The sequence below is a fragment of the Sphingopyxis sp. genome (genome assembly GCF_041916015.1).
In the GTDB taxonomy this organism is placed as follows: Bacteria; Pseudomonadota; Alphaproteobacteria; order Sphingomonadales; family Sphingomonadaceae; genus Sphingopyxis.
In genome coordinates, this window is the sequence record NZ_JAYSAH010000072.1 from 1 (window position 1) to 16,373 (window position 16,373).

Annotated in this window: 15 protein-coding genes and 1 pseudogene; 10 read left to right on the top strand and 6 right to left on the bottom strand. The window is 69.1% G+C overall.

The window, feature by feature from the left end:
• From ACE3SL_RS10145 to ACE3SL_RS10155, 3 genes are all read right to left on the bottom strand, one after another.
• A partial coding sequence (locus tag ACE3SL_RS10145; protein WP_374525616.1) for a tetratricopeptide repeat protein occupies nt 1–838 on the bottom strand: 838 nt, incomplete at its 3' end.
• A 17-nt stretch (nt 839–855) separates the two neighbouring features.
• On the bottom strand, nt 856–1,515 hold the full coding sequence (locus ACE3SL_RS10150; protein ID WP_374525628.1) for a hypothetical protein: 660 nt from the start codon (nt 1,513–1,515) through the stop codon (nt 856–858).
• Nucleotides 1,516–1,527: 12 nt separating this feature from the next.
• Nucleotides 1,528–2,250, bottom strand: coding sequence for an AAA family ATPase (locus ACE3SL_RS10155; protein ID WP_374525629.1), 723 nt, complete (start codon nt 2,248–2,250; stop codon nt 1,528–1,530).
• Between the two features lie 254 nt (nt 2,251–2,504).
• On the opposite strand from ACE3SL_RS10155, the gene ACE3SL_RS10160 reads away from it, so the two are divergent.
• Nucleotides 2,505–3,713, top strand: a complete 1,209-nt coding sequence (locus ACE3SL_RS10160; protein WP_374525617.1) for an SPOR domain-containing protein — start codon at nt 2,505–2,507, stop codon at nt 3,711–3,713.
• A gap of 31 nt (nt 3,714–3,744) precedes the next feature.
• Here ACE3SL_RS10160 and bla read toward each other — a convergent pair whose 3' ends face one another.
• On the bottom strand, nt 3,745–4,611 hold the full coding sequence (bla, locus tag ACE3SL_RS10165; RefSeq protein WP_374525618.1) for a subclass B3 metallo-beta-lactamase: 867 nt from the start codon (nt 4,609–4,611) through the stop codon (nt 3,745–3,747).
• A gap of 98 nt (nt 4,612–4,709) precedes the next feature.
• On the opposite strand from bla, the gene ACE3SL_RS10170 reads away from it, so the two are divergent.
• Nucleotides 4,710–5,582 (top strand): LysR family transcriptional regulator, encoded by an 873-nt coding sequence (locus ACE3SL_RS10170; RefSeq protein WP_374525630.1) that lies wholly within the window; start codon nt 4,710–4,712, stop codon nt 5,580–5,582.
• Between the two features lie 140 nt (nt 5,583–5,722).
• On the opposite strand, the gene serB is transcribed toward ACE3SL_RS10170, so the two are convergent.
• Nucleotides 5,723–6,607, bottom strand: coding sequence for a phosphoserine phosphatase SerB (gene serB, locus ACE3SL_RS10175; protein WP_374525619.1), 885 nt, complete (start codon nt 6,605–6,607; stop codon nt 5,723–5,725).
• On the opposite strand from serB, the gene miaA reads away from it, so the two are divergent.
• From miaA to bioD, 6 genes are all read left to right on the top strand, one after another.
• A complete protein-coding gene (gene miaA, locus ACE3SL_RS10180; protein ID WP_374525620.1) occupies nt 6,606–7,574 on the top strand; it encodes a tRNA (adenosine(37)-N6)-dimethylallyltransferase MiaA in 969 nt (322 codons plus the stop codon). The two genes, serB and miaA, sit on opposite strands and share 2 nt — an antisense overlap.
• An 87-nt stretch (nt 7,575–7,661) precedes the next feature.
• The gene (ilvB, locus tag ACE3SL_RS10185) at nt 7,662–9,416 is read left to right on the top strand and encodes a biosynthetic-type acetolactate synthase large subunit (protein WP_374525621.1); all 1,755 of its coding nucleotides are present in this window, start codon (nt 7,662–7,664) and stop codon (nt 9,414–9,416) included.
• Nucleotides 9,417–9,564: 148 nt separating this feature from the next.
• Nucleotides 9,565–10,080: an acetolactate synthase small subunit gene (gene ilvN / locus ACE3SL_RS10190; protein ID WP_374525622.1), complete on the top strand. Its 516-nt coding sequence runs from the start codon at nt 9,565–9,567 to the stop codon at nt 10,078–10,080.
• Between the two features lie 125 nt (nt 10,081–10,205).
• Entirely contained in the window at nt 10,206–11,255 is a 1,050-nt protein-coding gene (gene ilvC, locus ACE3SL_RS10195) for a ketol-acid reductoisomerase (protein WP_374525623.1), read from the top strand.
• A gap of 146 nt (nt 11,256–11,401) precedes the next feature.
• The gene (locus ACE3SL_RS10200) at nt 11,402–12,538 is read left to right on the top strand and encodes an 8-amino-7-oxononanoate synthase (protein WP_374525624.1); all 1,137 of its coding nucleotides are present in this window, start codon (nt 11,402–11,404) and stop codon (nt 12,536–12,538) included.
• A complete protein-coding gene (gene bioD, locus ACE3SL_RS10205; protein WP_374525625.1) occupies nt 12,538–13,146 on the top strand; it encodes a dethiobiotin synthase in 609 nt (202 codons plus the stop codon). The genes ACE3SL_RS10200 and bioD overlap by 1 nt, the downstream gene beginning before the upstream one ends.
• A 139-nt stretch (nt 13,147–13,285) precedes the next feature.
• Here bioD and ACE3SL_RS10210 read toward each other — a convergent pair whose 3' ends face one another.
• Nucleotides 13,286–13,765, bottom strand: a complete 480-nt coding sequence (locus ACE3SL_RS10210; RefSeq protein WP_374525626.1) for a hypothetical protein — start codon at nt 13,763–13,765, stop codon at nt 13,286–13,288.
• A gap of 242 nt (nt 13,766–14,007) precedes the next feature.
• On the opposite strand from ACE3SL_RS10210, the pseudogene ACE3SL_RS10215 reads away from it, so the two are divergent.
• Together ACE3SL_RS10215 and ACE3SL_RS10220 are read left to right on the top strand one after the other, a co-directional pair.
• Nucleotides 14,008–15,278: pseudogene (locus ACE3SL_RS10215) on the top strand (adenosylmethionine--8-amino-7-oxononanoate transaminase).
• A 274-nt stretch (nt 15,279–15,552) separates the two neighbouring features.
• The coding region (locus ACE3SL_RS10220) for a helix-turn-helix domain-containing protein (protein WP_374525627.1) at nt 15,553–16,373 on the top strand (821 nt) is incomplete at its 3' end.

A 16,373-nucleotide genomic window follows, 5' to 3' on the forward strand; every position in this document is an offset into this window, starting at 1 on the left:
CGCGGCAGGGCGGCGGCGGCGCATAGGCGGCGACCGGCGCCGGATCGGCGCTGGCGAGTTCGACGGGTGCGTCGGCGGCGGCCATCCCGGTGCCGCTATTGGCGAGCGCGAGGCGGACCGGCATCCCGGCATCGGCCTGCGCCGCGGTGCCGAGCAGGCTCGCGACGCGCAGGCGCGCATCGGACTGTTCGGCCAGCTTCGACCATTCGGCCATGCGCGCTTCGACCTTGTCGAGCGACAGGTCCTGCGCGGCCAGAATGCGCGCCTGCGCCCAGCGGCCCGACAGGGCGAAGGCGAGCGCCAGATTCTGCCGCGTCCGCGCCGTCGCCTCGGGCGCCCGCGCGGCTTCGGTCAGCATGTAGATCGCCGAATTGGTGTCACCGGCCAGCGCGAGCGCGAGACCCATGTCCGACGCCGGCACGGCGTCGAAATTGCGCTTGAGCAGGTCCATCGCCTGATCGTTCTTGCCCTGCGCGATATAGGCGAGGGTCAGCGCGATGACCGTGTTTCCGTCCTTCGCACCCAGGTCCATCGCGTCGCTCAGCGCCGAGGTCGCCGAAGCGAAACGGCCATCGTTGAGATAGGCCTGGCCGAGCAATGCGCGATAGCCCGCGTCGCGCGGACTCGCCGCGACCGCCGCGTCGGCGAGCGCGACCGCCTTGGTCGGCTTGCCCGCTTCCAGCGCGTCGCGCGCCTTGTCGGCGGCTTTCGCGGCGGTCGCCGGCGCGCGGTTCGATTCGGGCGCGGCGTTCGCCATCTTCGCCATCCCGCCGCATCCGGTGACGACGCTCAAGGCGAAGCCCGAAACGGCAAGGTTTCTCAGCAGTTTGCGGTTCATCGTCGGTCCCCCTATTGTCAGGACTGCATCGTCCGGCGCGTCGGCCGCGCCGCCGGCAGGCGGCTCGCCATCGCGTCGATTTCGGGCAGCGAAGCGAGATATTCGTCGAGCAGGTCGGTCAGGATGACCTGCGACGAGCGGTTCGTCACCGCGCTGGCGAGGCGCAGGCGCAGATGGCGCTCGGCGTCGAGCCGCAGCGTGAACGCCGCCTTCTCGCGGGCGCGCAGCGCGCGCGGCGCGCGGTCCTTCTTCGCTTTCGGCGCCGGCTGGGCCTCGACCTTGCGCGCCACGGCGGCGACGCGATCGAGCAGCGATTCCTGCTGACGGACGATCTCGGGCACGTCGGCGGCCTCGGGCGCGAACGTGCCGGAAAGATCGGGCACCAGATCATGACCCGGCGCGTCGTCGACAGCCTGTTCGGCCTCGGCATTGTGCGTCAGCACCGATCCCGCGAGCAGCGGCTTCAGATCGACCATACGGGCGGGTTCGGCGGCGGCATTCTGGTCGGGATCGACGTCATAGCCCATGTCGTTCCAGCCGAGATCGTCATAGCCCTCGCCCGCCATCGGCGCGGCAAGGCCAAGGCCGATCGGCGCGCGGCGCATCGCCGGACGCGCGCCGCCCTTGCGGGCCAGCAGCCCGGCGGACAGCGATGCGAGAGGTTTGGGTTCGCCCATCATCCCCTCCCCTTACTGGCCGGCGATGCGGCGGCCGAAGCCACCGCCCATCGGGCGCACGGCGCCATAACCCGGCTGCGCGGGCATCGGCGAGGAGAAGACGGTGCGGCGGAAATTCTTTTCCAGCCGGTCGTTGATATAGGTCCAGAGCTGGCGGATCTCCTCGGCCGAGCGGCCGTTGGGATCGACCTCCATCACCGTGCGGCCGTCGATCATCGACGCGGCATAATCGGTGCGGTGATGCAGCGTGACCGGCGCGACGGTGCCGTGCTGCGACAGCGCGACCGCGGCCTCGCTGGTGATCTTGGCCTTCGGCGTCGCCGCGTTGACGACGAACACCAGCGGCTTGCCCGCGCGTTCGCAGAGATCGACGGTGGCGCCGACGGCGCGCAGGTCGTGCGGGCTGGGGCGCGTCGGGACGACGATCAGCTCGGCGACCGAAATCACGCTCTGGATCGCCATGGTGATCGCGGGCGGGGTGTCGATGACCGCGAGCTTGAAGCCCTGCTGGCGCAAGATTTCGAGGTCGGAGGCGAGCCGCGCGACGGTGGTCTGGGCGAACGCCGGAAGGTCGGTTTCGCGCTCGTTCCACCAGTCGGCGAGCGAGCCCTGCGGATCGATGTCGATCAGCACGACGGGACCGGCGCCGGCAAGCTGCGCCTGCACCGCGAGGTGCCCCGACAGGGTCGTCTTGCCCGACCCGCCTTTTTGTGAAGCCAATGCCAAAACGCGCACAGCCATCCCCCTGGAAAACCAAAATCGGGGCGAGAGATGCCATGCAGGGCGCTAAAATTGGGTTAACGATGATAAAAAGAAGGTGAACGACCCGTTCGCATCCATGGTAAAGGCAAGGTTGACACGATTATGTCCCGATCCGGCACGGAGTCGGTTCACCCGTAGAGGGTGCTAACATGCTGTTAGCCATTTATGGGTAAACGCCTGTCCCGGGACTGCCGGTGCCGCTCGCGCGCCGCAAGTCATTGGAGAATATGATGCGTTCATTCCGCGCCGCCGCCTGTCTCGCCCTGCCGCTCCTCCTGTCCGCCGCGCCCGCGCTCGCCGATGTCAAAAGCGGCGTCGATGCGTGGCAGGCGGGCGATTATCAGACCGCGGTCGCCGAATGGCGCCCGCTCGCCGTTGCGGGTGATGCCGACGCGCAGTTCAACCTCGGCCAGGCGTACAAGCTCGGCCGCGGCGTCCCCGCCGATCTCGTCCAGGCCGAAAGCTGGTATCGCCGCGCCGCGAAGCAGGGCCATCTCCAGGCCGAGGACAATCTCGGCCTCATCCTGTTCACCGCAAACAAGCGCGACGAGGCGATGCCCTACATCACCGCCTCGGCGGCGCGCGGCGAACCGCGCGCGCAATATGTTCTCGGCACCGCGCTGTTCAACGGCGACTATGCCGCGAAGGACTGGCCGCGCGCCTATGCGCTGACCAAGCGCGCGAGCGACGCCGGGCTTTCGCTCGCCTCGGCGCGCCTCGCGCAGCTCGACAGCCTGATCCCGCTCGACCAGCGCCAGGCGGGCCTCGCGATGCTGCCCGAGATGGAGAAGGACGAGGCACGCGCACGGCTGGCCGCGGTCAATGCCGCCGCCCCGCCCGCGCCCGAAAAACCCGCGCCTTCGCCGATCAGGACGGCGAGCCTTCCCGCTTCGGCGCCCGGCGCCAGCTACACCCCGCCGCCAGTCATTAATCCGGCCCCCGCAAAGCCCGCGCCGACGCTCTCGACCCCCGCCGCCGTCGCCGCAGCGACCGCCGCGAGCGAAGCGACCGCCGCCGCGACCGCCGCAAAGGCGACCGCTCCCGGCACGACCTACGCAGCACCGCCCGAAAGCGGCAAGCTGCCGCCGAAGGCCGAACCGGCCAAGCCCGCGCCCGCCAAGCCCGCGCCCGTCAAACCGGCGCCCGTCAAACCGGCGCCCACCGCCCCCCAGCCTGCCAAGGCGGTCACCGTCCACGCGGGCACGAGTCCCTGGCGCGCCCAGCTCGGCGCCTTCGGGGTCGAAGCGAACGCGCGCAACCTCTGGGCCTCGCTCGGCAAGAAATATCCCGCCGTCGCCGCGCGCCAGCCCGCCTATGTCAAGGCGGGCAGCATCACCCGCCTCCACGCGACCGGCTTCGCGGGCAAGGCCGACGCCGACGCCTTCTGCGCCGACCTTCGCAAGGGCGGTCAGGCGTGCATGGTGGTGAGCAAATAACGACGGCGCGCCGTCGCGGAATCCTGCGGACTCATTCGCCCTTCCGCTCCGCCGCCAGCCGCTTCGCGAGCAGCCCGCGCGAACGGTCGGCATAGGCGCGGCAGGCGCCGGGCGCGTCGCTGTACCGCCCGCTCCCCGCATTGTCGGGGTGCGCCGCGATCAAGATATCGCACGGCAGCGCGTCCATCAGGCGATAGCTCGCCTCGAACCCGCGGACGATCGGCGCGCTCGACTTGGCCGTATAGCGATAGCCGTCCGCGGATACCGGATTGAGGCTCGACGCAAACACGATCGCCTTGCACGTCCCACCCTCGCAAGCGTTCCAGCTCCAGCTCATGCTGCCCATCGTGTGCCCCGGCGTCGCATGCGCGGTGATCGCCGCCGTGCCGAGCCTCAGCACCTCGCCGCCCTTGACCACGCGCAGCCGCGTCACCGCGGGCCAGGTTCCGCCATAGGCAAGCTGCGGATCGTCCTTCGCAAGCGCGCCTGCACGCAACCCTTCGGCGCCGCGCGCACTCGCGACCACCGTCGCGCCGGTATCGCGCGCCAGCGCCGCCAGCCCGCCCGCATGGTCGTAATGCGGCTCAGTGCTCAGAATAAATTTAATGTCTCGGGGGTCGAAACCGAGCGACCGGACATTGGCGAGGATCATCGGCGCCGCCTGCGGCAGCGCGCCGTCGATCAGCACCAGCCCGTCGCCGGTGTCGATCAGCGCGACCGACAGCCCGCCGAAGCCGACGAGATAGCTCGTCCCGAAAATTTTCCCGGGCGGCAAGGGCTTGAGCCACTCTTCCGCACGATCCACCGCCATCGGCCGGGTCAGCGGATCGCCGGCGGCGGGCTTCGCCGCGCCAGCTGTCCCGATCATCCATAAGGCCAGCGCCAACGCCCTCATCATCCTTCCGTCTCCCTTCGCCCGAAGGGATGCCAAGCGCCGGGGCCGCCCACAAAGCATCATTTCTCGACAAAGCCATGAGATTTTCTCAGAACGTCGCGATGGACCGCGCCCAACTCCCGCTCAACGCCCTCCGCGCCTTCGAGGCGGCGGCGCGCCACCTCAATTTCACTCGCGCCGGGATCGAGCTTTGCGTCAGCCAGGGCGCGGTCAGCCATCAGGTCGCCGAGCTCGAACGCCGCCTCGGTACGCGCCTTTTCCACCGCCTGCCGCGCGGCCTCGCGCTCACCGACGAGGGGCATGCGCTCGTCCCGGTCGTCGCCGACGCCTTCGACCGCGTCGCCGCGACGCTCGACCAATATGCGGGCGGCCGCTTCCGCGAAGCGCTCAAGGTCGGCGTCGTCGGCACCTTCGCGACCGGCTGGCTGCTCCCGCGCCTCGCCGGCTTCGCGCGCGCCCATCCCGGCATCGACCTGCGCATTTCGACCAACAACAACCGCGTCGATCTCGCGGGCGAAGCGCTCGACTATGCGATCCGGTTCGGCGACGGCGCCTGGCACGGCACCCACGCCGCCCCCCTGCTCGCCGCGCCGCTGAGCCCGCTCTGCGCGCCCGCGGCCGCCGCGCGCCTGACATCGCCCGCGGACCTGCTCCACGAACCCCTGCTCCGCTCGTACCGCCCCGACGAATGGTCGCGCTGGTTCGCCGCCGCGGGCATCCCCGCCCCCGTCCTCCGCGGCCCGGTCTTCGACAGCAGCGCGCTGATGGCGAGTGCCGCCGCCGCCGGCCACGGCGTCGCGCTCGCGCCGCCCTCGATGTTCGCCCGCGAGCTCGCGGCCGAGCAACTGGTCCAGCCCTTCGCGACCACCATCGACGCCGGCCGCTACTGGCTCACCCGTCTGATGTCGCGCGCGGAAAGCGACGCGATGCGGCGGTTCAAGACATGGCTGGCGGAAGAAATGGAGACAGCCTGAGGCCGCCGCCTTCCAACCGGCGTCATTCCCGCGAAAGCGGGAACCCAGAGCGTGCGTCGACTCACCCCGCCCTAGGTTCCCGCTTTCGCGGGAATGACGCAATTACGGGAATGCCGGCGCCGCATCCGCCCGAACGTCGCCTACCCCAGCACCCAGCTCCGCCGCGGATAGCCCTGCGCCCACAGCAGCGCGGTCAGGTCGTGATGCCGGATCACGGCATCCGCCGCCTCGGCCGCCGCCGGGTGCGGATAATAGCCGATGCCCAGTCCCGCCGCGGTGATCATCGGAATGTCGTTCGCGCCGTCGCCGATCGCCAGCGTCTCGCCGAGCGGCAGGCCGTGCTTCGCCGCCTCGCCCGTCAACGTCTCCAGCTTCGCATCCTTGTCGACGATCGGCCCGCGCACCGTGCCGGTCAGCTTGCCGCCCTCGATTCCCAGTTCGTTCGCGACCACCTTGTCGAACCCGATCGCCTCCCCCACCGGCCCCGCGAAGGCGGTGAAGCCGCCCGTCACCAGCACCGAATGCGCGCCATGCGCCTTCATCGTCTGGACGAGCGTGCGCGCGCCGCGCGTCAGCCGGACGCGCTCCATGCGGCATTCGGTCAGCACGCCTTCGGCCAGCCCGGCGAGCAGCGCGACGCGCTCGGTCAGCGCGCCGCGAAAATCGACCTCGCCGCGCATCGCCTTCTTGGTAATCGCCGCGACCTGATCCTTGATTCCGGCATAGTCGGCGAGTTCGTCGATGCATTCGCAGCTGATCATCGTCGAATCCATGTCGGCGATGATCAGCTTCTTGGCGCGGTCGCCGAACGGCTGCACCACGACGTCGAGCGCGCCATGGTCCATCTTCGCCAGTTCGGCGCGCGCGCTGACCAGGCTGCCCTGAAAGAAAATGTCCGCCGCGTCATGCTCGTCGATCCAGTGCGGCGCGCCGACGTCGTGGCCCGTGGCGTCGAGACGGTCGATCGCCTCGCGAACCACCTCGTCGGTCAGCTTTCCGGCTGCTATCAGCGTGGCTACGAACATGGCATCTCCTTCTTCATCCAATCGGCGGCCGCCTCTCGCGCTTATTGCCGGACCGACCGCCAGCGGCAAGAGCGCATTGGCGGTAAGCCTCGCAAAAGCCTTGGCCGACGCGGGACGGCAAGCCGTCGTCGTCAACGCCGACGCGAGTCAGGTCTATGCCGACCTCGCCATCCTCTCGGCACGCCCCGACGAGGAAGAGATGGCGGGCGTGCCCCATCGCCTGTTCGGCCATGTCGACGGCGCCGAGGCGCACAATGCCTCGCGCTGGGCGGACGAGGCGCGCGAAGTGATCGGCGCGGCGCACGGCGCCGGGGCGATTCCCATCCTCGCCGGCGGCACCGGCCTCTATATGCGGACGCTGCTCGACGGGATCGCGCCGGTTCCCGACATCGACCCCGCCATCCGCGCGGCGGTCCGCGCGCTGCCCGTCGCCGAGGCCCATGCCGCGCTCGCCGAAGCCGATCCCGAAGCCGCCGCGCGCCTCAACCCCGCCGACGCCACCCGTGTCGCGCGGGCGCTCGAAGTCGCGCGATCGACCGGCCGCACCCTCGGCGCGTGGCAGGAAGCGCGCGAGGGGGGCATTGCCGGCGCTATCGCGCTTGCGCCGCTGATCCTCCTGCCCCCGCGCGACTGGCTCCGCGCCCGCTGCGATGCACGCCTTGCCGAAATGTTCGACCGCGGCGCCGCCGCCGAAGTCGAGGCCTTGCTCGCGCGCGGCCTCGATCCCGATCTTCCCGTGATGCGCGCGATCGGGGTGCCGCAGATCGCCGGCTGGCTGCGCGGCGAAATCTCCCGCGATGCCGCGCTCGAAGCGGCGCAGGCCGCCACCCGCCAATATGCGAAACGCCAGTTCACCTGGTTCCGCCACCAGCCGCCCGCCGGCTGGCACCGCCATGAAGAATCATTAAACATCGCTTCTATCGATAAATTGGCAATAATATTACGTGATAGACTGTTGACAGGATAGAATCATACACCTATTGCCCGCCGACCTGTTGCGGCGCACAACGCGCGCGCCTTCGGGCTTTTGGATAGGCAGAAAGGAGTGAGTGTCGTGACGGAAATGAGTGGTGCCGACATGGTGGTTCAGGCGCTGGTCGACCTCGGGGTCGATACGGTGTTCGGCTATCCGGGCGGCGCGGTCCTTCCCATCTATGACGCGCTCTTCAACCATCCGACGATCCAGCATGTCCTCGTCCGCCACGAGCAGGCGGCGACCCACGCGGCGGAGGGCTATGCGCGCTCGACCGGCAAGCCCGGCGTCGTGCTCGTCACCTCGGGCCCCGGCGCGACCAATGCCGTCACCGGCATCACCGACGCGCTGATGGATTCGATCCCGATGATCGTGCTCACGGGTCAGGTTCCGACGACGCTGATCGGCACCGACGCCTTCCAGGAATGCGACACGGTCGGCATCACCCGCCACTGCACCAAGCACAACTATCTGGTGATGGACCCCGACCGGCTGGGGCCGATCATGCACGAGGCTTTCCATATCGCGACCCACGGCCGCCCCGGCCCGGTGGTGATCGACATTCCGAAGAATGTGCAGGTCGCGACCGGCACCTATACGGTGCCCGAGATCATCCAGCACAACAGCTACCGCCCGCAGATCGAGCCCGATGCCGAAGCGATCGCGGCGGCGATCGACCTGATCGCCGCGGCCGAACGCCCGGTCTTCTACACCGGCGGCGGCGTGATCAACGCGGGGCCCGACGCGAGCGCGGCGCTGCGCCAGCTCGTCAGCCTGACCGGCGCGCCGATCACCTCGACCCTGATGGGGCTCGGCGCCTTTCCCGCCGACGATCCGAAGTGGCTTGGTATGCTCGGCATGCACGGCACTTATGAATCGAACATGGCGATGAACCGCGCCGACCTGATCATCGCGGTCGGCGCACGCTTCGACGACCGCGTCACCGGCCGCCTCGACGCCTTCGCGCCCGAGGCGAAAAAGATCCACATCGACATCGACCGGAGCTCGATCAACAAGATCGTCCCCGTCGATCTCGCGATCCTCGGCGATGCCGGCCGCGCGCTCGACGCGCTGGTCGCGGCGTGGACCGATCGGGGGCTCGCGGCGCGCGACTATGGCGAATGGTGGCGCCGCATCGACGGCTGGCGTGCGACGCGCTGCCTCGACTTCCCCGAAAAGAAGGACGCCGGCGCCGAGATCATGCCGCAGCGCGCGGTCAAGGCGCTGTTCGACGCGACCCGCGGCCGCGACCCGATCATCACGACCGAGGTCGGCCAGCACCAGATGTGGGCGGCGCAGCATTTCGGCTTCTCGGCCCCCAACCGCTGGCTGACCAGCGGCGGGCTCGGCACGATGGGCTACGGCTTCCCCGCCGCGGTCGGCGCGCAGATCGCCCACCCGAACCGCCTCGTCGTCTGCATCGCGGGCGAGGCCAGTCTGCAGATGAACATTCAGGAAATGGGCACGGTCAGCCAGTACCGCCTTCCGGTGAAGATCTTCATCCTCAACAATGAATGGATGGGGATGGTTCGCCAGTGGCAGGAACTGACCTATGAAAGCCGCTATTCGAACAGCTATTCGGACAGCCTGCCCGATTTCGTGAAGCTGGCCGAAGCCTATGGCTGGACCGGCCTGCGCATCGACACGCTGGGCGAGCTGGACGACGGCATCAAGGCGATGCTCGACACGCCGGGCCCGGTGATCGTCGATTGCCGCGTCGCCAAGCTCGCCAACTGCTTCCCGATGATCCCGAGCGGAGCGGCGCACACCGACATGATCCTCCAGCCGAGCGACGTCATCGGCACGATGGACGACGAAGCGAAAGCGCTGGTGTGATGATGAAAAGCGAAGCGATCCTCCCCCATCGGGGGAGGGGGACCATGCGAAGCATGGTGGAGGGGCACGTGCCCCATGAAGCAGCATTTGGGCGAGGGTGCCCCTCCACCACCTTCGGTGGTCCCCCTCCCCGTTCCGGGGAGGAATAATGAAAATCACCACCGAAACCGGCGAGCGCCATGTGCTCGCCATCACCGTCGACAACGAGGCCGGGGTGCTCGCCAAGATCACCGGGCTGTTCACCGCGCGCGGCTATAATATCGAAAGCCTGACGGTGGCGGACATCACCGCCGACCATGCGCTGTCGCGCATCACCATCGTCACCTCGGGCCCGCCGCCGATCATCGACCAGATCATCGCGCAGCTCGACCGGCTCGTGCCCGTCCACAAGGTGATCGACCTCGCCGATCAGGACGCGCATGTCGAGCGCGAGATCGCGCTGGTCAAGGTCGCGGGCACCGGCGACAAGCGGATCGAGGCGCTGCGCATGGCCGACGTCTTCCGCGCCAAGGTCGTCGACACGACGCTGTCGAGCTTCATCTTCGAGATCACCGGCAGCAGCGACAAGGTCGACCGCTTCATCGCCCTGATGCGCGAATGCGGCCTCGTCGAGGTCGGCCGCACCGGCGTCGTCGCCATCGCCCGCGGCGCGGAGGCGCTTTAGTCATTCAACCAACCTTCGTCATTCCCGCGAAAGCGGGAACCCAGGGAAGGCTCAGCCTACGCACGCTCTGGGTCCCCGCTTTCGCGGGGATGACGATCAACTGAACATATGAAGGGGTTACGGACATGCAGGTTTATTACGATCGCGACGCCGACCAGGATCTGATCAAGAACAAGAAGGTCGCCATTCTCGGCTATGGCAGCCAGGGCCACGCCCATGCGCAGAACCTGCGCGACAGCGGCGTCAAGGAGGTCGCGATCGCGCTCCGCCCCGGTTCGGCGACCGCGAAGAAGGCCGAAGGCGCGGGCTTCCGCGTCCTGTCGAACAAGGAAGCCGCGGCGTGGGCCGACGTGATCATGATCGCCGCTCCCGACGAACATCAGGCGAAAATCTATGCCGACGACCTCGCCGACAATCTGAAGCCCGGCGCCGCGCTCGCCTTTGCGCACGGCCTCAACATCCATTTCGGCCTGATCGAGGCCCGCCCCGACATCGACGTCTTCATGGTCGCGCCGAAGGGCCCCGGCCACACGGTGCGCAGCGAATATCAGAAGGGCGGCGGCGTCCCCTGCCTGATCGCGGTCGCGCAGGAAGCCAGCGGCAGCGATGGTAAAGCTCTGGGGGGCAACGGCCACGCCAAGGCGCTCGCCCTCTCCTATGCCTCGGCCGTCGGCGGCGGCCGCAGCGGCATCATCGAGACGACCTTCAAGGAAGAGTGCGAAACCGACCTGTTCGGCGAGCAGGCGGTGCTCTGCGGCGGCGTCACCCACCTCATCCAGGCGGGTTTCGAGACGCTGGTCGAGGCGGGCTACGCCCCCGAAATGGCCTATTTCGAATGCCTCCACGAAACCAAGCTGATCGTCGACCTCCTCTATGAGGGCGGCATCGCCAACATGCGCTATTCGATCTCGAACACCGCCGAATATGGCGACATCAAGACCGGCCCGCGCATCATCACCGACGAGACCAAGGCCGAGATGAAGCGCGTCCTCGCCGACATCACCTCGGGCCGCTTCGTCAAGGATTTCGTCCTCGACAACCAGGCCGGCCAGCCCGAGCTGAAGGCCAGCCGCAAGGCCGCCGCCGCGCACCCGATCGAACAGACCGGCGCGCAGCTTCGCGCGATGATGCCGTGGATCGCCAAGAACAAGCTGGTCGACAAGGCGGTCAACTAAGCCCCCTCATCCCTCCTCGTCGTTGCGAGGAGCGCAGCGACGAAGCAATCCAGAGTGCGTAAACCGCTCTGGATTGCTTCGCGCAATCAGTCCTGACCGCCTGCAACGCAGTCGAATGGCGCGCCACGACGGACAAGGGAAGCAGAATGACCACCTCCCCCTTTCACGCCCACCGCAAGGACCTCGCCGCGCTCGCCGCCGACGACCGGCGCCGCGCCCTCGCCCCACGCACCGGCGCCGATTTCGCCTCGAACGACTACCTCGCGCTCGCCGGCTCCTACGCCCTGAACGAGGCGCTCGCCGCCGGTCTTCAGCGCGGGCTTCCCGCCGGCTCGGGCGGCTCGCGGCTGCTGCGCGGCAATCATGACGAGCACGAAGCGCTCGAAGCCCATGCCGCGCGCCATTACGGCAGCGAGGCGGCGCTTTTCTTCCCCACCGGCTTCGCCGCCAACGCCGCCCTCTTCGCTACCTTGCCGCAGCGCGGCGATCTCGTCGTCCATGACGAACTCATCCATGCGAGCGCGCACGACGGCATGAAGCTCGGCCGCGCCGGCCGCGTCGATGCGCGCCACAACGACGCGCAGGCGTTCGACGACATCATCGCACGCTGGCGCGCCGGCGGCGGCAGCGGCACGCCGTGGATCGCGGTCGAAAGCCTCTATTCGATGGACGGCGACCGCGCCCCGCTCGCCGATCTCGCCGCGGTCGCCGACCGCCACGACGCCGTGCTGATCGTCGACGAGGCGCACGCGACCGGCGTCTACGGCCCCGCGGGACAGGGCCTCGCGCACGGCCTCGGCCGCCGCGACAATCTGATCACCCTCCACACCTGCGGCAAGGCGCTCGGCTGCGAAGGCGCGCTGCTCTGCGGCCCGCAGATCGTCCGCGACTTCATCGTCAACCGCGGCCGCCCCTTCATCTTCTCGACCGCCCCCTCGCCGCTGATGGCATGGCTCGTCCGCCAGGCCCTCGAAATCGTCGCGAACGAGCCCGAACGCGCCGCGCGCCTCCACGGCCTCGTCCGCCACGCCGAAACGCGCCTCGCCGCGCTCGGCATCGCGCCCAGCGGCAGCCAGATCGTCCCCGTCGTCATCGGCGACAACGCCCGGACGATGCGCATCGCGTCGGCGCTGCAGGCCGAGGGCTTCGACGTTCGCGGCATCCGCCCGCCCACCGTTCCGCACGGCACCGCGCGCCTCCGCATCGCCCTCACCCTCAACGTCGGGACGCGCGAGATCGACGCGATGGTCGATGTTCTCGCCGCCGCGATGGCCGACGCCTGATGCGGCGCTTCGTCGTCACCGGCACCGGCACCGGCATCGGCAAGACCGTCTTTTCCGCCGCGCTCGCAGGCGCGCTCCGCTCGCCCTACTGGAAGCCGATCCAGTCGGGCCTCGAGGAGGAGACCGACAGCGAAGCCGTCGCGCGCCTCGCCAATGTCCCCGCCTTTCCCGAGGCATACCGCCTCGTCACCCCCGCCTCGCCGCACCTCGCGGCCGAGATCGACTGCGTGACCATCAACGTCGACGCGCTGACGCCGCCGGAGGGCAATCTGGTGATCGAAGGCGCCGGCGGCGTGCTCGTCCCGGTGACGCGCGACATCCTCTACGCCGACCTGTTCGCGCGCTGGCAGGTCCCGGTAATCGTCTGCGCGCGCACCGGCCTCGGCACGATCAACCACAGCCTGCTGACGATCGAGGCGCTGCGCGCGCGCGGCGTGCCGATCCACGGCCTCGCCTTCCTCGGCGAAGCGGTTCCCGACAGCGAAGCGATCATCGCAAAGCTTGGCGGCGTCCGCCGGCTCGGCCGCCTGCCGGTCCTCGATCCGCTGGCCCCGGACAGCCTCGCGCGGGCCTTCGCGGCCCATTTCGACCTCGCGGATTTTCGTTAGAATCTCCTCGCGTCATTGCGACCCCGGCGAAAGCCGGGGGAAGCAATCTCCAGCTATCGCTCATTCCAGACGCCAGCTGGAGATTGCGTCGTCGCTGCGCTCCTCGCAATGACGAAATGGATTAAGCCAAAGTCATCCCCTAAAGCGCCATCACCAGCACCCCGACCGTCCCCGCCGCGATGGCAAGCAAGGCCGCGACCCGCAGCGCCGGACCCGACCACCGCGCCGCCAGCCGCGGCGCCCGCACCGGCCCGTCGTCCGCGGGCTCGCTGTCCGGCACGATCTCGCGCCCGAGGCGGCGCGGCGACCCGGAAGACAATCCCGGCCCACTGACCCCGCTCGCCAGCGTCAGCTTTTCAAAGGCCAGCGCCATCTTCTCGTCCTGCAGCCGCCGCGCCGCCGCCGCCAGCCGCTCGTCGGAAGGCATGGCCGGCAGCGCCGCGACCGTTCGCGCGATGCTGATATCGAGCGCATGCAGATCGTCGACCGTCTCCATCGCCCGCGACCGGTCGCCGCGATCGAGCGCGAGTTGCAGCCGCGTCAGCGACATTATGCCCGCGCGGCAAAGCTGGAGGCCGAGCGCGACGTCAGTGGCCGTCGGGGCGGTTGTCGGCGCCATGCCGCCTCCGGGCGCGTCGTGCGCGGACGGAGAGCCTCCGCCCTGGGCCGGAAGGGCGCTCATATACTTCGCTCCTCTATCGTCGATCGCCCGACCCTAGGGACGCGGCATCGCAAAAGGGAAGCGACGATCGGGTCTCCCGTGTCCCGGGCGCGCCGGACGGTGAAACCGGCCCCTTCGCCCGGCGCAGGCCGCAGCATTCGTGCGTTCACGCGGGCGGCGAAGGCGTGTAAGGGCGCGCCATGAGCAGCGACGCCCCCTCGCCCGTCTGGCATCCCTTCACCCAGCATGGGCTCGGCGATCCGATCCCGCTCATCGCGCGCGGCGACGGCGCGCGGCTCTACGACGCCGACGGCCATCACTGGATCGACGCGATCTCGAGCTGGTGGGTCACCACCCACGGCCACGCGCACCCGCGCATCATGGCCGCGATCCGCGAACAGTCCGAAAAGCTCGACCAGCTCATCTTCGCCGGCTGGACCCACGAGCCCGCCGAGACGCTCGCCGCCGAACTGGTTCGCATCACTCCCGATCCGCTGACCCGCGTCTTCTTCTCGGATTCGGGCTCGACCAGCGTCGAGGTCGCCTTGAAGATGGCGCTCGGCTATTGGTTCAACATCGGCGAGGCGCGCAGCCGCATCCTCGTCCTCGATCACAGCTATCACGGCGACACGATCGGCACGATGTCGGTCGGCGAGCGCGGCGTCTACAACCGCGCCTGGCAGCCCCTGCTGTTCGACGTCGATACGATCCCCTTCCCTTACGAAGGCATGGAACAGGCGACGCTCGACGCGCTCGAAGCCGCCTGCGTGCCAAAAGACGATAGCGCACCCGCCGCCTTCATCGTCGAGCCCCTGATCCTCGGCGCGGGTGGGATGCTGATCTATCCCGCCTGGGTGCTCGCCGAAATGCGCGCGATCTGCGCGCGCCACGGCGTCCTCTTCATCGCCGACGAGGTGATGACCGGCTGGGGCCGCACCGGCACCCGCTTCGCCTGCGATCAGGCGGGGGTGATCCCCGACATCGTCTGCCTGTCGAAAGGGCTGACCGGCGGCAGCCTGCCGCTCGCCGCGACGCTCTGCATCGAGCCGATCTTCGCGGCGCATTATTCGACCGACCGGGCGAAGACCTTCTACCATTCGAGCAGCTACACCGCGAACCCGGTCGCCTGCGCCGCCGCCAACGCCAATCTCGCGATCTGGCGCGACGAGCCGGTGCAGGCGCGCATCGATGCGCTCGCCGACGCGCAGGCCGCGCATCTCGCGATGCTTGGCGCCGATCCGCGCGTCCGGAACCCGCGCCGCCTCGGCACCATCGCCGCGCTCGACGTCGTGGTGCCCGACGGCGGCTATCTCTCGTCGCTCACCCCGCGCCTGATCGCCTTCTACCGTGAAAACGGCGTCCTCCTCCGCCCGCTCGGCAACACCATCTACGTGATGCCCCCTATTGCACGACGCCCGGCGACCTCGCGCAGGTGTGGAGCGCGATCGGCGCGTCGCTGGAGGGGGTGTGACGGCAGCGGAGCGGCACCCCAAATCATCGTCACCCCGGACTTGATCCGGGGTCCATTCCTCCAGCGCAGGAAGAGTGGATTCCGGATCGAGTCCGGAATGACGAAGGTGGCTGGGCAACACCCGGCCCCACACTCAGGCCAACGACCCGCCACCCCCTAACCGCTTCATTTCGACCGGCCGTTTACCGAACTTCATTTGACTTTCGCGCGCCGTCAATGCGATGAACGCCCCGCGCGGTCGAACCGGGTTGCATCGGCCGGCAAGGAGACAGCGATGGCAGACGAGGAAACCGCCCCGGCGCAGGGCGAGTTGGCGATTACGCGTACCGGCGACAAGCTCCGGTTGGCGCGCGAAGCCGCCGGCCTGTCGCTCGCCGACGTGGCGACGCGCACGCGCATCACCCAAAGACATCTCGAAGCCATTGAAAAATCGGAATTCTCGGAGCTTCCCGGCCGCACCTACGTGACCGGATTCGCGCGCGCCTATGCCCGCGCGATCGATCTGCCCGAGGCCGAAATCGCGGCCTCGGTCCGCCGCGAGCTCGACGAGGATCAATATGGCGCGCGCCCGGCCTATGAGGCCTATGAGCCGACCGATCCCGCGCGCCTGCCGACCGCGCGCCTCACCTGGACGCTCGTCATCGTCGCGCTGCTGCTCGTCTCGGCCTATGGCGTCTGGCGCTTCCTGTCGGTCGAGCCCGACGAGGCGCTAATCGCGGCGCAGAACCAGGCCGCCGACGCCTCCGAAGCCCCCGCGGCGGGCGCCCCTGCGACGGCACCGACCAAGGCCGGAGCGCCTGTGCCCGCGAACGCCCCCGTCGTCCTCACCGGCCTCTCCGAGGTCTGGATCGGCTTCGACGACGCAAAGGGCAAGACCGAAAACTGGCGCACGCTCGACGCCGGCGAGGTCTATCAGGTGCCCGCCGACTATATCGAGCAGTTCACCCTCCGCACCAGCATCCCGCAGGCGCTGAAAGTCACCGTCGGCGGCCGCGACGTCGGCCCGATCGGCCCCGCCGACACGCTGGTGAAGGGCATTTCGCTGAAGCCCGCGGACCTGCTCGCGCGTCCCGCGGACGGCGCGAGCGCCGCCCC

Coding starts and splice junctions, on each gene's coding strand:
- serB (WP_374525619.1), bottom strand. CDS start 6,607: ATGTTCGTAGCCACGCTGATAGCAGCCGGAAAGCTGACCGACGAGGTG.
- ilvC (WP_374525623.1), top strand. CDS start 10,206: ATGCAGGTTTATTACGATCGCGACGCCGACCAGGATCTGATCAAGAAC.
- bla (WP_374525618.1), bottom strand. CDS start 4,611: ATGATGAGGGCGTTGGCGCTGGCCTTATGGATGATCGGGACAGCTGGC.
- ACE3SL_RS10160 (WP_374525617.1), top strand. CDS start 2,505: ATGATGCGTTCATTCCGCGCCGCCGCCTGTCTCGCCCTGCCGCTCCTC.
- ACE3SL_RS10150 (WP_374525628.1), bottom strand. CDS start 1,515: ATGGGCGAACCCAAACCTCTCGCATCGCTGTCCGCCGGGCTGCTGGCC.
- miaA (WP_374525620.1), top strand. CDS start 6,606: ATGGCATCTCCTTCTTCATCCAATCGGCGGCCGCCTCTCGCGCTTATT.
- ACE3SL_RS10170 (WP_374525630.1), top strand. CDS start 4,710: ATGGACCGCGCCCAACTCCCGCTCAACGCCCTCCGCGCCTTCGAGGCG.
- bioD (WP_374525625.1), top strand. CDS start 12,538: ATGCGGCGCTTCGTCGTCACCGGCACCGGCACCGGCATCGGCAAGACC.
- ACE3SL_RS10210 (WP_374525626.1), bottom strand. CDS start 13,765: ATGGCGCCGACAACCGCCCCGACGGCCACTGACGTCGCGCTCGGCCTC.
- ACE3SL_RS10200 (WP_374525624.1), top strand. CDS start 11,402: ATGACCACCTCCCCCTTTCACGCCCACCGCAAGGACCTCGCCGCGCTC.
- ilvN (WP_374525622.1), top strand. CDS start 9,565: ATGAAAATCACCACCGAAACCGGCGAGCGCCATGTGCTCGCCATCACC.